The organism is Actinophytocola xinjiangensis (genome assembly GCF_001921215.1).
Classification (GTDB): Bacteria; Actinomycetota; Actinomycetes; order Mycobacteriales; family Pseudonocardiaceae; genus Actinophytocola; species Actinophytocola xinjiangensis.
Genome location: NZ_MSIF01000041.1, coordinates 22,545 through 36,264, shown reverse-complemented (window position 1 = coordinate 36,264; position 13,720 = coordinate 22,545). Strand labels below are relative to the sequence as shown.

16 protein-coding genes are annotated in these 13,720 nt (G+C 70.8%); 7 read left to right on the top strand and 9 right to left on the bottom strand.

Annotation, left to right across the window (positions count from 1 at the left end; translation table 11 throughout):
- The first annotated feature begins 62 nt into the window (after nucleotides 1–62).
- Nucleotides 63–1,166, top strand: a complete 1,104-nt coding sequence (locus BLA60_RS40120; RefSeq protein ID WP_154814948.1) for an adenosine deaminase — start codon at nucleotides 63–65, stop codon at nucleotides 1,164–1,166.
- Between the two features lies 1 nt (nucleotide 1,167).
- Here BLA60_RS40120 and BLA60_RS40115 read toward each other — a convergent pair whose 3' ends face one another.
- The 8 genes from BLA60_RS40115 to deoC form a co-directional block, all read right to left on the bottom strand.
- Entirely contained in the window at nucleotides 1,168–2,469 is a 1,302-nt protein-coding gene (locus BLA60_RS40115; protein WP_075138335.1) for a primosomal protein, read from the bottom strand.
- A gap of 76 nt (nucleotides 2,470–2,545) precedes the next feature.
- Nucleotides 2,546–3,055, bottom strand: a complete 510-nt coding sequence (locus tag BLA60_RS40110) for a YbaB/EbfC family nucleoid-associated protein (RefSeq protein WP_075138334.1) — start codon at nucleotides 3,053–3,055, stop codon at nucleotides 2,546–2,548.
- The gene (locus BLA60_RS40105) at nucleotides 3,052–3,462 is read right to left on the bottom strand and encodes a YbaB/EbfC family nucleoid-associated protein (protein WP_075138333.1); all 411 of its coding nucleotides are present in this window, start codon (nucleotides 3,460–3,462) and stop codon (nucleotides 3,052–3,054) included. The genes BLA60_RS40110 and BLA60_RS40105 overlap by 4 nt, the downstream gene beginning before the upstream one ends.
- Nucleotides 3,463–3,493: 31 nt before the next feature.
- Nucleotides 3,494–4,600 carry a C40 family peptidase gene (locus BLA60_RS40100; RefSeq protein WP_075138332.1) on the bottom strand — a complete coding sequence of 369 codons (1,107 nt, stop codon included), beginning with the start codon at nucleotides 4,598–4,600 and terminating at the stop codon, nucleotides 3,494–3,496.
- On the bottom strand, nucleotides 4,597–4,944 hold the full coding sequence (locus BLA60_RS40095) for a hypothetical protein (protein WP_075138331.1): 348 nt from the start codon (nucleotides 4,942–4,944) through the stop codon (nucleotides 4,597–4,599). Before BLA60_RS40095 ends, BLA60_RS40100 begins: the two co-directional genes overlap by 4 nt.
- A gap of 186 nt (nucleotides 4,945–5,130) precedes the next feature.
- Complete coding sequence (locus BLA60_RS40090) at nucleotides 5,131–5,997, bottom strand: aldehyde dehydrogenase family protein (RefSeq protein WP_075138330.1); 867 nt, start codon at nucleotides 5,995–5,997, stop codon at nucleotides 5,131–5,133.
- Nucleotides 5,990–7,423, bottom strand: coding sequence for an aldehyde dehydrogenase family protein (locus tag BLA60_RS40085; RefSeq protein ID WP_075138329.1), 1,434 nt, complete (start codon nucleotides 7,421–7,423; stop codon nucleotides 5,990–5,992). The genes BLA60_RS40090 and BLA60_RS40085 overlap by 8 nt, the downstream gene beginning before the upstream one ends.
- Nucleotide 7,424: 1 nt before the next feature.
- Nucleotides 7,425–8,393, bottom strand: coding sequence for a deoxyribose-phosphate aldolase (gene deoC / locus BLA60_RS40080; RefSeq protein WP_075138328.1), 969 nt, complete (start codon nucleotides 8,391–8,393; stop codon nucleotides 7,425–7,427).
- 241 nt (nucleotides 8,394–8,634) lie between these two features.
- Between deoC and BLA60_RS46390 the strand changes: the two genes are divergently transcribed.
- Nucleotides 8,635–9,318 (top strand): methyltransferase, encoded by a 684-nt coding sequence (locus BLA60_RS46390; protein ID WP_084736102.1) that lies wholly within the window; start codon nucleotides 8,635–8,637, stop codon nucleotides 9,316–9,318.
- Nucleotides 9,300–9,674, top strand: coding sequence for a methyltransferase (locus tag BLA60_RS46385; protein WP_084736123.1), 375 nt, complete (start codon nucleotides 9,300–9,302; stop codon nucleotides 9,672–9,674). Before BLA60_RS46390 ends, BLA60_RS46385 begins: the two co-directional genes overlap by 19 nt.
- Nucleotides 9,675–9,685: 11 nt before the next feature.
- Here BLA60_RS46385 and BLA60_RS40070 read toward each other — a convergent pair whose 3' ends face one another.
- The gene (locus BLA60_RS40070; protein ID WP_075138327.1) at nucleotides 9,686–10,330 is read right to left on the bottom strand and encodes a DUF1707 SHOCT-like domain-containing protein; all 645 of its coding nucleotides are present in this window, start codon (nucleotides 10,328–10,330) and stop codon (nucleotides 9,686–9,688) included.
- A 107-nt stretch (nucleotides 10,331–10,437) separates the two neighbouring features.
- Between BLA60_RS40070 and BLA60_RS40065 the strand changes: the two genes are divergently transcribed.
- The 4 genes from BLA60_RS40065 to BLA60_RS40050 are packed head-to-tail and all read left to right on the top strand — an operon-like array spanning nucleotide 10,438 to nucleotide 13,720.
- The gene (locus BLA60_RS40065) at nucleotides 10,438–11,166 is read left to right on the top strand and encodes a GntR family transcriptional regulator (protein WP_075138326.1); all 729 of its coding nucleotides are present in this window, start codon (nucleotides 10,438–10,440) and stop codon (nucleotides 11,164–11,166) included.
- A gap of 33 nt (nucleotides 11,167–11,199) precedes the next feature.
- The gene (locus BLA60_RS40060; RefSeq protein ID WP_075138325.1) at nucleotides 11,200–11,997 is read left to right on the top strand and encodes an ABC transporter ATP-binding protein; all 798 of its coding nucleotides are present in this window, start codon (nucleotides 11,200–11,202) and stop codon (nucleotides 11,995–11,997) included.
- Nucleotides 11,994–12,863, top strand: a complete 870-nt coding sequence (locus BLA60_RS40055) for an ABC transporter permease (RefSeq protein ID WP_084736099.1) — start codon at nucleotides 11,994–11,996, stop codon at nucleotides 12,861–12,863. Before BLA60_RS40060 ends, BLA60_RS40055 begins: the two co-directional genes overlap by 4 nt.
- Entirely contained in the window at nucleotides 12,860–13,720 is an 861-nt protein-coding gene (locus BLA60_RS40050) for an ABC transporter permease (RefSeq protein ID WP_084736097.1), read from the top strand. The genes BLA60_RS40055 and BLA60_RS40050 overlap by 4 nt, the downstream gene beginning before the upstream one ends.

The following is a 13,720-nucleotide window of genomic DNA, read 5'->3' as shown; positions in this document are numbered from 1 at the left end:
ACCTTGAGTGGCCTTGCGATTACCCGATCGGGTGATATGGACGGGCTGAGTACCGTTGCGTCATGTTGACGTCGAACCCCGTTCCGGTGACCCCGGAGGCTGTCCGTTCCGCCCCCAAGGTGCTGCTGCACGACCATCTCGACGGCGGGCTGCGCCCGGCCACGGTGGTCGAACTCGCCGACGCCGTCGGCTACACCGATCTCCCCACCCAGGACGCGACGGCGTTGGGCGGCTGGTTCCGCGACGCCGCCGACTCCGGCTCGCTGGTGCGCTACCTGGAGACGTTCGCGCACACCTGCGGTGTCATGCAGACCGAGGAGGCGCTCGTGCGGGTCGCCGCCGAGTGCGCCGAGGACCTCGCCGACGACGGCGTGGTCTACGCCGAGGTCCGCTACGCGCCGGAACTGTTCAGCGAACGGGGCCTGCACCTGGACGCGATCGTCGCGGCCGTGCAGGAGGGTTTCCGCCTCGGTGAGCAGCGGGCGCTGGAACGCGGCCGGCGGATCCGGATCGGCACGCTGCTGTGCGCGATGCGCCAGAACGCCCGCTCGTTGGAGATCGCCGAACTCGCGGTGCGCCACCGCGACAGCGGTGTCGTCGGCTTCGACATCGCCGGGCCGGAGGCCGGTTTCCCGCCCACCCGCAACCTTGACGCGTTCGAGTACCTGCGCCAGCAGAACATGCACTTCACGATCCACGCCGGCGAGGCGTTCGGGCTGCCCTCGATCTGGGAGGCGATCCAGCACTGCGGTGCCGAGCGGCTCGGGCACGGCGTGCGGATCGTCGACGACATCAAGGTCGACGAGGACGGCACCATCCACTTGGGACGGTTGGCCAGTTATGTGCGGGACCGCCGGATCCCGCTGGAGATGTGCCCGTCGTCGAACGTGCAGACCGGCGCGGCGCCCTCGATCGCCGAACACCCGATCGGCCTGCTGGCCAAGCTGCGCTTCCGGGTCACGGTGAACACCGACAACCGGCTGATGTCCAACTGCCTGCCCTCCACCGAGATGACCGCGCTGGTCGAGGCGTTCGGCTACGACTGGGCGGACCTGCAGTGGTTCACCATCAACGCCATGAAGTCGGCGTTCATCGGCTTCGACGAACGCCTGGCGATCACCAACGACATCATCAAGCCCGGCTACGCCGCGCTGATGGGCAGCTGACTCAGGGCTGGTCGAGGCGGTCCTCGAACGCCTCGACCAGACGCTGCCAGGCCTGCTGCTCGGCGTCGAACGGCGCGCTCGGCGCGTGCCGGTGGCGGGTCGGGTCGGGCCGCAGGATAAACGAGACCAGCCAGCCGAGGCTCTCCGACTGCGCGAGCGCCTCGGTCACGGTCTTGTCGTCGGCCCAGTCAGCGGCGTCGGTCAGCAGCTCGACCGCGAGGTCGAGCTGCACCGGGTCGACCGCCTCCGGGCCCTCGCCGAAGTCGTCGGCCAGACCGTTGAGCACGTAGGTGTTGTCGGTCTCCACGTCGATCTCGAGGGTGCCGTCGGTGGCCTTGGCGGCCACCTCGTCCCAGGTCGAGACCTCGGCGAGGTCGTTGTCGGCGGGTGCGGAGGCCAGGTACTTGGCCAGCGCGCGCGGGGACTTGGTGACGGTGATCTTGCCGTCGGCGCCGAGGAAGATCGGCTCGTCGTCGAGGTAGCAGCGCAGCGTGTAGTACTCCGCCTCCACCGTGACGATCTTGATCGGGTCGATGCCGACCTCGGCCCAGAACCCGACCGGCTCGGTCTCGTCCTCGTCCTCCTCGTCGGCCTCGGTGTCGGCGTCGGCGTCGGCCTCCGCGTCGGAGTCGGTGCTCTCGGCGGTGTCCACGTCCTCGGCGTCCTCCGCGTCCAGCGCGTCCTCGGCCTCCTCGGACTCGGCCTGGTAGGCGGCCAACTCGTCGGTGGTGGCGTCCAGGGTCGCCTTGTCGACCTCGGGGACGACCACGACCTCGTCGATGGCGTCGAGGACCTCGTCCCAGCGCTGCGAGATGGTCTCGGCGAGGTCGGTCCACAACTTCTCGCCCTCGCGCCCGGTGAACGGGAACGTGCCCTGTTCGAGGACGGCGAACCCGGCCGCCGAGTTCAGCACCTCGTGCACCTCGTCGAGCTCGCAGACGTCGGCCAGCGAGCGCACGATCGCGACGATGTCGGCCAGCTCGCCGATGGTCCAGGTGTCCGGCTCCTCGGCCGCCAGCTCCGGCACGCCGACCAGGTCGTAGGTGTGCGCCTCGTCCGGCAGGAGTTCGGGCACCGACAGCTCCGGGACCACCTCCCACGCGGGGTGGTCGGACAGGTCGTGCTCACCGACCGTGCGGACGAACGCCGCGAGGTGCGCGGCGTCGGGAAAGGCGTACAGGTCCTCCTCATGACCGAGGAAGGCCTCCCATTCCTCACCGTCCTCACGCCAGCGCGGCGCCCACAGCGTCACGAGGTCGCCCTGGGGCAGGCCGAGCTCGATGGAGACGATGTCCTGAGACATTGCTGGACCTCCTGGTCACGCAATCCGTGGGCACACAGAACGTCGGCACTCTACGTGGTGCCGGATTCGGCGTGGATCACCGGTCGGAGCGTAGCGATGATGGGTCGAAGGAGGCGAGTTCGTTATCCGGGTCGTAACCGGTTCCAGCGGCCGGTTCGCCCTCGTCGCGGCGCAGCCGTTCGTCGCGGCGGGCCTGGAACTGCTCGGCGGTGAGGCCGCCCTCGTCCTGACGGCGGGCCGGCGCGGCCCTGCCGGAGAGCTGTTCGAGCGCGTAGGTCAGGTTGTCGCCGAGCAGCAGCGCGACCTTGTTGTAGCCGGACTGGGTGGCGTCGTCCATGGCGACGGCCGCGACCCGCACGATCACCCGGCCGAGGTGCTCGCCGTAGCGGGCGGCCTCGGGCGCCAGCCACAGGCGCAGCAACCTGCCCCGCCCGTCGACGGTGACCTCGACGGTGCCGTTGCGGTCGTGCGCGGTGCCGGTCACCGTGCCGAGGATCGTGTCCACTTGGGACAACGCGTCCTGGCGGGCGCGGCCGTCGGCGATGAGCTGCTCGGTGCTGCGGTTGAGCGGTTCACGATCGATCACCGGCGCTCACCCCGGTTCTTGAGCGGGTCGCCGAAGGCGGCGTCGGGGTCGGCGTCGGCCTCCTCGTCGTCCACCGGGACATAGCCCAGCGACTCGAGGTCCTGCTCGCCGACGACTGGTGACAGCGCGCGGTGCATGTTGCCACCGGCCAGTCGGGTGGCCCGCTCGGTGACCGCGACGATGTGCCGGGCGAGGGTGTCCATGTCCAGCTGGAGCGCGGCCGGACTCAGCGCCAGGTCGGTGAGCAGCCCGCCCGGGGCGACCTCCACGCTGATCGCTCCGTCCGGTGAGGTGGCCCGGCCACTGATCCGGCCGGCCCTGGCGACCTCGGCCCCGGCCCGCACACCGGCCTCGCGCACGCGCCGGTCCACCACCGCCAGCTCGTGGTCGATGTCTATCTCCGCCACGTCCCCTCCCCGTGTGTCCGAGCCGGCGTGCTCACCCGGTCGGGCGGTAGAACCCGACGAAGGGCATGCCGGCGTTGGTGGTGCGCAGCGGGCCGACCTGAACCGGGTCGCCGGCCTCGACCATCTGGCCGTTGCCGATGTACATGGCGACGTGGCCCTCCCAGCAGATCAGGTCGCCGGGCAGCAGCTGGTCGGCCGACGGGACCTCGGCGCCGATGTCCTGTTCGCGGGAGGTACGCGGGATGTCCAGACCGCCCTCGCCGTAGGCGTACTGGGTCAGGCCGCTGCAGTCCAGGCCGACGCCGGGCGAGGTGCCGCCCCAGACGTAGGGCACGCCGAGCTGGCCGAGCGCGGCCCGCACGGCCTTGGCCGCGGTCTCGTTGGGCGCCATGACCGTGCTGCCGTCGGGCAGGTTCACCGCGACACCGGAGCCCGGCTGCGGCGGGATCGCCATCGGCAGCCGCTTCTTGGTGGCCACGCCACCACCACCGCCGCCGCCGTAGTCGCCGCCACCCCCGCCTCCGCCGCCCCCACCGCCGCCACCGGAGGTGTAGGCCGACGGCGGGGCGCTCGGCTGGGCGGCGGCCGGCGCCGTCGAGCCGCCCTCGGCGCTGTCGAGCCGGGTGACCACACCGGTCAGCTGGTTCATCACCGCTTCGAGGTTGGTGCTGGACTCGCCGGAGACCTGGGCGCCGAGGCGGATCAGCTCGCCGATCTTGGCCTGCGCGCCGGCGTGGTCGCCGGCCTGGCGCAGCGCCGCGGCGGTCGAGAGGAGCTGCGCGGCGCGGTCCATGAAGTTGTCGATCAGCTGCTGGTTGGTGGACTGGCCGACCTTGAGGATGCCGGCGGCCTCGCGCACCGCGCCCTGGACCTCGGCGCTGTAGGTGCCGATGTCGCGGGCGGCGGTGGTCATCGTGGCGGCGTCGGCGGCCTGGCGGTCGGCGGCGCCGCCGGCCCAGCCGTCCTGCAGCGCCCTGGTCCGCGAGCCGGCGTCGGTGTCGTAGCTGTGCAGGGCGGTCTGCACGGAGCCGTGCACCTGGTCGAGGCCGTCGATGGCGCCGTCGTCGGTGGCGAGTTGGCGTTGCGCGTCGGCGGCGGGGGACACGAGGGTCTCCACCATCGGACCGGTGAAGGTCATGCCTGCTCACCTCCGGCGCGGCGTAGGCCGATCGAGTGCTCGTCCTCGAGTTCGACGTAGTTGGTCCAGGTGTTGTCGACCGCCTCGGCCATCTGCTCGGTCGTGGTCGACAGCCCGTTGATCCGATCGACCTGGCGCCGGGTGGCGTTACGGATGGCGTCGGCGAGACCGACGTCGCTGCCGACGCGGGAGAACGCGTTGCCGTCCAGGCCGGTGTGGTCGGCCAGGCCGTTGCCGCGCAGGTCGTCGGCCAGCGGGCGGAACCCCCTGGTGAACGCGTGGAAGGCGCCTTCCTCCGCGTCGTAGCCCGGCGGCGGTGGTGGAATCCGATCCTCGTGAGTCATCTGTCCCCTCCCTGGAGGTTCAGACGCGGGCCAGCCCCCAGCGGCTCCCACTCGATCGTCCAGGCTAGGACATCGGACCCGGTCGTGGCGGTGCCTCGGGCGGAATCCCCACCGGTGGACCAGTGCTTGTTTGCATTCGGATCCGTTGTCCCGCCGTCACCTTGCCCGCTGTCACCTTGCCCGCCGTCACCTTCCCTTCGGGTGCCAGACGGTCTTGGTCTCCACGAACGCGCGCAGCCGGGAGATGTCGGGGGTCTCGGTCCAGTCGGGCTCGGTGGCGCGCCGGCGCAGGACGCGTTTGACGGTGCCGGCGCACGCGCGTTCCAGGTCGGCGGCCAGCGACTCCGGCGCGCCGGTCAGGTCGACGGCGTTGACGTCGGCGTGCGAGGCGAGCCACGGGGCGAGTTCGGCGGTGCGGCCGGTGAGGAGGTTGACCACCCCGCCCGGCACGTCGGAGGTGGCGAGCACCTCGGAGAGGGTGATCGCCGGCAGTGGCCGGTCCTGGCTGGTGACCACGACGGCGGTGTTGCCGGTGGCGATCACCGGGGCGAGCACGCTCACCAGACCGAGCAGTGACGAGGTCTGCGGGGCCAGGACGCCGACCACGCCGGTCGGTTCCGGGACGGAGAACGAGAAGTACGGGCCGGCGACCGGGTTGGCGGCGCCGAGCACGGTGGCGATCTTGTCGGTCCAGCCGGCGTACCAGACCCACCGGTCGATCGCCGCGTCCACTGTGGACTGTGCGCGTTTGCCGTTGACGCCTTCGCTGGCGGCGATCTCGGCGGCGAACTGCTCGCGCCGGCCCTCCAGCAACTCGGCCACCCGGTAGAGCACCTGGCCCCGGTTGTAGGCGGTGGCGCCCGACCAGCCGCCGACGGCCTTGCGCGCGGCGACCACGGCCTCCCGCACGTCCTTGCGCGAGGCCTGGGCGGCGTTGGCCAGGAAGGTGCCCTTGGTGTCGTGCACCGGGTAGGAGCGACCGGACTCCGAGCGGGGGAACGCGCCGCCGACGTAGAGCTTGTAGGTCTTGGCGACCGTCAGACGATCAGACATCGAGGTAGGCCTCCAGTCCGGCGCGGCCACCCTCCCGGCCGAAGCCGGACTCCTGGTAGCCGCCGAAGGGCGCGGTGGGGTCGAAACGGTTGAAGGTGTTGGCCCACACCACGCCGGCGCGCAGCCGGTCGGCCATCCACAGGATCCGGGAGCCCTTGTCGGTCCAGATGCCGGCGGACAGGCCGTAGGGGGTGTTGTTGGCCTTGGCGATCGCCTCGTCGGGGGTGCGGAAGGTGAGCACGGACAGCACCGGGCCGAAGATCTCCTCGCGGGCGATCCGCATGGCCTGGCTGACCCCGGAGAAGACCGTCGGGGCGACGAAGAAACCCTTGTCCGGCAACGGACACGGGCTCACCCACTTCTCGGCGCCCTCCTGTTCGCCGGCGCTGACCAGGTCGGTGATCCGGGTGAGCTGCTCGCGGGAGTTGATGGCGCCGACGTCGGTGTTCTTGTCCAGCGGGTCGCCCACGCGCAGCGTGGCCACCCGCACACGCAGCTTGTCGAGCAGTTCACCGGCGACCGACTCCTGGACCAGCAGCCGCGAACCGGCGCAGCACACGTGGCCCTGGTTGAAGAAGATGCCGTTGACGATGCCCTCGACGGCCTGGTCGAGCGGGGCGTCGTCGAACACGATGTTGGCCGCCTTGCCGCCCAGTTCGAGGGTCAGCTTCTTGCCGGTGCCGGCGACCGAGCGCTGGATGAGCTTGCCGACCTCGGTGGAGCCGGTGAAGGCGACCTTGTCGACCTCGGCGTGGTTGACCAGTTCGGCGCCGACGCCGCCGGCGCCGGGCAGGATGTTGACCACGCCGGGCGGCAGGTCGGCCTGCTGGATGATCTCGGCGAGCACCAGCGCGGTCAGCGGCGTGGTCTCGGCCGGCTTGAGGACCACGGTGTTCCCGCAGGCCAGGGCCGGCGCGATCTTCCAGGCGGCCATCAGTAGCGGGAAGTTCCACGGGATGACCTGGCCGGCGACGCCGAGCGGTTTCGGGTCGGGGCCAAGGCCAGCGTAGGCGAGCTTGTCGGCCCAGCCGGCGTGGTAGAAGAAGTGCGCGGACGCGGTCGGGACGTCGACGTCGCGCGACTCCCTGATCGGCTTGCCGTTGTCGAGGCTCTCCAGCACGGCCAGTTCGCGGGCGCGTTCGGCGATCATCCTGGCGATCCGGTAGATGTACTTGGCGCGTTCGGCGCCCGGCATCCGGCCCCAGACCTTGTCCTGGGCCCGCCGCGCGGCCTTCACCGCTTTGTCCACATCGGACGGTGCGGCGGTGGAGACCTCGGCCAGGACCTCCTCGGTGGCCGGATTGACGGACTTGAGCGGCTCACCGCCGCCCTCGACGAACTGGCCGTCGAGGAACATCCGGTAGCTGGGCTTGAGGTTGGCGATGTCCCGGGACTCCGGTGCCGGGGCGTACTCCCATGTGTTCACGTCAGTCCACCGTTACGTAGTCCGGGCCGCTGTAGTGGCCGTCGAGTTGGGCGCGGCGCTGCATCAGCAGGTCGTTGAGCAGGCTGGACGCGCCGAAGCGGAACTTGTCGGGGGTGAGCCACTGGGGCCCGGCGACTTCGTGCACGGCCACCAGGTAGCGGATGGCGTCCTTGGTGACCCGGATGCCGCCGGCCGGCTTGACCCCCAGGACGGTGCCGGTGGCGGTGTGCCAGTCGCGCACGGCCTGCAACATGACGTGGGTGACCGGCAGCGTGGCGGCCGGCGAGACCTTGCCGGTGGAGGTCTTGATGAAGTCGGCCCCGGCGAGCATCGCCAGCCACGAGGCGCGGCGCACGTTGTCGTAGGTGACCAGCTCGCCGGTCTCCAGGATGACCTTGAGGTGCGCCTCGCCGCTGGCCCGCCTGATGGTGGCGATCTCGTCGAACACCTGCCCGTAGCGCCCGGACAGGAACGCGCCCCGGTCGATCACCATGTCGACCTCGGTCGCCCCGGCGGCCACGGCCAGTTCGGTGTCGGCGATCTTCACCGGCAGGCTGGACCGCCCGCTCGGGAAGGCGGTGGAGACACTGGCGATGTTGATGTCCGTCCCCCGTAAGGCCTCGACGGCCGTGGGCACCAGGTCCGGGTAGACACAGACCGCCGCGACCGGCGGCACCTCGGGCCGCTCCGGGTCGGGCCGACGGGCCTTGGCGCACAGCGAGCGGACCTTGCCGTCGGTGTCGGCGCCCTCCAACGTGGTCAGGTCGACCATGCTGATGGCGGTGTCGATCGCCCACAGCTTCGAGGCCTTCTTGATGCTGCGGGTGGCGAGCCCGGCCGCGCGCTGCTCCACGCCGACCTGGTCGACACCGGGCAGCCCGTGCAGGAAGCGCCGCAGGGACGTCTCGTCGCGGGTCGCGTCGGAGAGGTGAGGGGGTAGCCCCGTACTCGCCGTTGGGGGTGAGGACATGCGCCGAGTCTATGCGCCCCGCCAGCCCCTCCCGACCTCCCGGAACGAGTTGTCCACAGGTGACCGGGTTGTCCACATGTCGATCTTCGTGGCTTGTGCGGACGGGCTGGTCGTGCTGGGCCGGCGTCGTTCACCTGATGGTGCGAATGCCTGACCCGTCGTCGTGATTTTCGGCGCCAGGCCGGTGTCCGTGCCACATCATGGGTTCGGTCGGCTGGTCCAGCGAGGGCAGGACGAGAACATGACGAGCGACATGACGAGTGACGTGACGAGTTACGACATCCGGGACCATCGCGCGATGCTCTCGGCGACCACCGGCGATTTCGTCAGCCAGGCGGCGCGGACCCTCGCCGAACTCCGGGTCCCGGACCTGCTGCACGGCACGCCACGATCGGCGGAGGAGATCGCGGAGTCCGTCGGTACCCATCCGGACGCGACGTTCCGCCTGCTGCGGTGCGCGGTGTTCCTCGGCTTCCTCACCCACGACGACGCGACCGGCCGCTTCGCCACCACCGCACTGCTCGACCGGCTGCGCACCGACGCGCCCGACTCCCTGCGCAACACGGCGATCATGTCGAGCAGCCCCGGCCACTGGGGCCTGTGGGGCCTGCTGCCCGACGTCGTGCGCACCGGCACGGAGCAGTCGGCCCTGGCGCACGGCCGGTCGATCTGGGAGTACTACGCCGAGCACCCCGACGAGGCCGACCGGTTCACCCGGGGCATGACCGAACTGTCCGCCCAGATCATCCGCGAGGCCGTCGCGGCGATCGACGCGAAGCCCGGCGACACCATCGTCGACCTCGGCGGCGCCACCGGGGCCTTCGTGCTGTCGATGCTCGAACGGCATCCGGGGACGAACGGCATCGTCGTGGACCTGCCCACTCCACGGACGCGGCCCGGCGCGAGATCGCCCGGCGGAACCTGACCGGGCGGTGTGCCGCGCGGCCGGGTGACTTCTTCGCCGCCGTCCCCCCGGCCGACCTCTACCTGGTGAAATCCATCCTGCACGACTGGGACGACGACGCCTGTGTCCGGCTGCTCGTGCGGTGCCGCGAGGCCATGAACGAGGGCGGCCGGGTGGTGGTCGTCGACATCGTGATCGGCCCGACCTCGCGGCCGGGTCCGGCGGCGCTGCTCGACCTCAACATGCTCGTCAAGCACCCGGGCCGCGAACACGACCTCGCCGACTTCGACCGGATCTTCGCCTCGGCCGGTCTGCGCCGGGCACGCACCACCGCGCTGAACGGCCCCTACCACGCCATCGAGGCCGTCCCCGTCTGAGCGGTCCGGGGCTATTCCTCGATCTGCTTGTTCTTCTTCTTCTTGCGACGCTTGACCTCGACGGCGCCCCAGAACGCCAGGCCGGTGATCTTCACGTGCGGCATGCCGGGCCGGGGGTCCATCTGGTCGTGCACCTGGTTCTCGAACGCGCCCATGAAACCCGACCCGTTCACCTGGACTGTCACGTCCTCCGGCACGTAGATCTCGACGGCGCCCATCATGGCGAACGCCTGGATCGTGGTCTCGGCGTCCTCGAACCGCGCCCCGGTGAGGTCGAGTTCGACGCCGCCCATGAACGCCACCGCGTTGAACGTCGGCGGCAGGGTCCACACGCCCTTGCGTTCCGCGCCGGACATCACGGCGATGGCCGTCGAGGAGGTGCCCCGGCCGCCGATCCGGTTGGTCGGGGCGGGAAGCGGCTGGGCCGTCGGGACCTGGAGCGCGGTCGGCTGTTGGCCGGCCGGCAGGTCGCGGGTGATCGGTTCCAGCTCACCGTAGGTCTTGGCCGAATAGACCTTGTCGAGCCGCTCCTCCAGTTCGGTGACGGTGATCCGGCCCTCCGCCATCGAGTTGTGCAGGAACTGCGCGACCCGTTCCCGGTCGTCGTTGGACACCCGCATGTCCCGCGGGTCTGGCACGGCAGGCAGGTCACTCACGTAGGTGAGGTTAGCGCGCCGGTCAGTGGGGCGATGCGGGTGGAGCGTTGACGGGCAAAATCATATCAGATATGTTCTGCCGTGACTCCCATCACAAGGAGCGGTCCTTGTCCGACCTGAAGTCGCAGACGATCTACCGGGCCCTGCGCGAGCGCATCCTGCGCAACGAACTCGCCTCGGGCACCCGGCTGGTCCTGCGAGAACTCGCCAACACCTACGAGACCAGTGACATCCCCGTCCGCGAGGCGCTACGCATGCTCGAGCGCGACGGGCTGGTCGAGATGGTGCCCTACCGGGGCGCCCGGGTGACCACGCTGACCCAACGCGAGATCGAGGAGACCTACTTCATCCGCGGCCACCTGGAGAGCATCGCCACCGGCCTGGCCGCGCAACGGATCACCGACGACGAACTCGCCGCCCTCGACGACCTCATGGTGCTCATGCGCGCCGCCGTCGCAGACCAGGACGGCCCCCGCTTCTCCGACCTCAACCACCAGTTCCACGAGACGATCGTCGCCGCCTGCGGCAACCAGATGCTCTGCGAGCTGACCATGGACATCTGGCAGCGCCACTCCGGCTTCCAGCGGGTGTTCCGGATGGTCCCCGAACGCCTCGCCCGGTCCCAGTCCGAGCACGAGGGGATCATGGCCGCGCTGCACGCCAGGGACGCCGACCGCGCCGCGAAGCTCGCCCTGTGGCACAAGCGATCGGTCGGCGAGACCGTCAGCACGCTGGTGGAACGTCCAGAGCGCGACGACGCGGAGGACACCGCGCAGGACACCGCGCGGGACACAGCGGAGGACACCGCGGAGGACACAGCGGAGGGCACCGCCTGACGCCACCCCCGATTCCCCAGGGAGCGCCCCGACATGCAGCAGACAACGGAGTCCGTTCGCTTCGACCACGTCTACAAAGCCTTCGTCGCCCGCGGCAGCGAACCCGTGCTGGCCCTGCGGGACGTGACCTTCCAGGCGCGACCGGGGGAGTTCGTCAGCCTGGTCGGACCCTCCGGCTGCGGGAAGTCCACCTGCCTGAACCTGCTCGCCGGCCTGGACTCGCCCTCCGACGGCACCGTCGCCCACGACGGCGACCCGGTCCACGGCGTGAACACCTCGGTCGGCTACATCACCCAGGAGGACAACCTGCTGCCGTGGCGGTCGCTGCGCGGCAACGTCGAACTGAGCATGGAACTGCGCGGCGTGCCCCGCCGCGAACGCCGCGACCGCGCGCAGGAGTTCATCGAACTGGTCGGCCTGGCCGGGTTCGAGGAGCACTACCCGCACCAGCTCTCCGGCGGTATGCGCAAGCGCGCCGGCATCATCCGCACCCTGGTCTACGACTCCGGCGTGGTGCTGATGGACGAGCCGTTCGGTCCGCTGGACGCCCAGACCAGGGTGATCCTGCAGGCCGAGCTGCTACGCCTGTGGGAACGCTCGCGGCCCACGGTCCTGTTCGTCACCCACGACCTGGTCGAGGCGATCGCGCTGTCCGACCGGATCCTGGTGTTCACCGGCAACCCCGGCACGATCAAACGGGACTACCGGGTCGACCTGCCCCGCCCGCGCGACCCGTTCCACATCCACGAGACCCCCGGCTTCGGCGAACTGCACGACGCGCTCTGGTCGGACATCCGGGTGGAGATCGAGCACGCGCGGGGTGTCTCATGACCCTGCTCGCGACCACGCCCAACGGCACGCCCCACGGCCTGGACCGGGGTGCGGAGGTGCTCGCCGAGGCCGGGGCGGCGCAGCGGCGGCGCCGGCGGCGGGAGCGGACCGTGCGCTGGGCCGGCACGGTCGGGCTCGGCGCGGCGATCCTGCTGTTCTGGCAGTTCGGCCTGGAGTACCTGGTCAACCCCCGGTACGTGAGCGACCCGCTGTCGGTCGCCGGCCGGATGGGGGAGCTGGCGGCCGACGGCGCGATCCTCACCCACGTCGGCGTGACGCTGGGCGAGGCCGGTCTCGGCTTCCTGATCGGTGCGAGCGCGGGCCTGGCCAGCGCGTTCGCCCTGGCGCAGACCCGGCGCGGCTACGAGGTGTTCGAGCCGTTCCTGGTCGGCTTCTACTCGATCCCGAAGATCGCGCTGGCGCCGCTGTTCATCATGTGGTTCGGCCTCGGGTCGACACCCAAGGTGATCATGGCGGCGCTGCTGGTCTACTTCATCGTCTTCGTCAACACCGCCACCGGGATCCGCGAGGTCAACCCCGGGCTGCTGCGGGTGTGCCGGGTGTTCGGCGCGCGGCGCCGCGACCTGGTCGGCAAGGTCGTGCTGCCGGCGGCGGCGCCGGCCGTGGTGGCCAGCATCCGGATCACGTTCACCCGGGCCATCGAGGGCGCGGTGCTCTCCGAGTTCGTCGCCTCCACCCAGGGCCTTGGCTACCTGGTCGCCCGCGCCTCGCGCGCGTTCGACATCGCGACCGTCTTCGCCGGGATCGTGATCATCGCCGTGGTCGTGATGGCGGCCAACGCGGTGCTGCGCCTGGCCGAGACCAGGCTGCTGCCCGGTCACCACGGCGGGCGGGTGCACGGATGAGCACCGCCGTCACGTCCACCGCCACGTCCCGGGGCGAGCAGGTCCTCGCCGACACCCGCCGCACCCACCGCGCCGCCCGCCGGGCCAACCGGCTGTTCCTGCTCACCACCCGGCTGGCGATCGTGGCCGTGGTGGTCGCGGGCTGGGAACTGGCGTCGGGGGAGGTGGTCCGGCCGTTCTTCGTCAGCTCGCCCAGCGCCATCGCCGAACAGGTCGGCGACTGGGTCACCAGCGGCGAACTCTGGTACCACGGGCGGTTCACCGTCACCGCCGCGTTCCTCGGCTACGTGTTCGGCGCGCTCGGCGGGGTGCTGGTGGCCTGGCCGCTTGGCCTCGCGCGCGCCGCCCACCGGATCGTCGAGCCGTACTTCCTGGTGGCGTACTCGGTGCCGGCGGTGGCGATGGGCCCGGTGTTCATCCTGTGGTTCGGCATCGGCCTGACGCCCAAGGTGCTGATCGCCGCCTACTTCGTGTTCTTCATCGTGTTCGTCAACACCGTCGCCGGCTTCCACCAGGTGCCATCGGGCCTGCTGGACGTGACCCGGGTGATGGGCGCCTCCCGGAGCGCCCGGTTCCGCACGGTGATGCTGCCCAGCGCGCTGCCCTACGTGCTCGCCGCGCTGCGGATCACGTTGCCGGCGGCCATGATCGGCGCGGTCACCGGCGAGTTCATCTCCGCCAACCGCGGCCTCGGGTTCCTCACCCGGGACGCCGCCGCCCGGTTCTCCAGCGCCGGCGTGCTCGCCGGGGTGCTGTGCCTGAGCGTGATCGTCCTGCTGATGAACCTGCTGCTGCGCCCCCTGCGGCACGCCCTGCGCTGGCAGCGGCAACGCATCGACCTGACAACCGCCACCTGA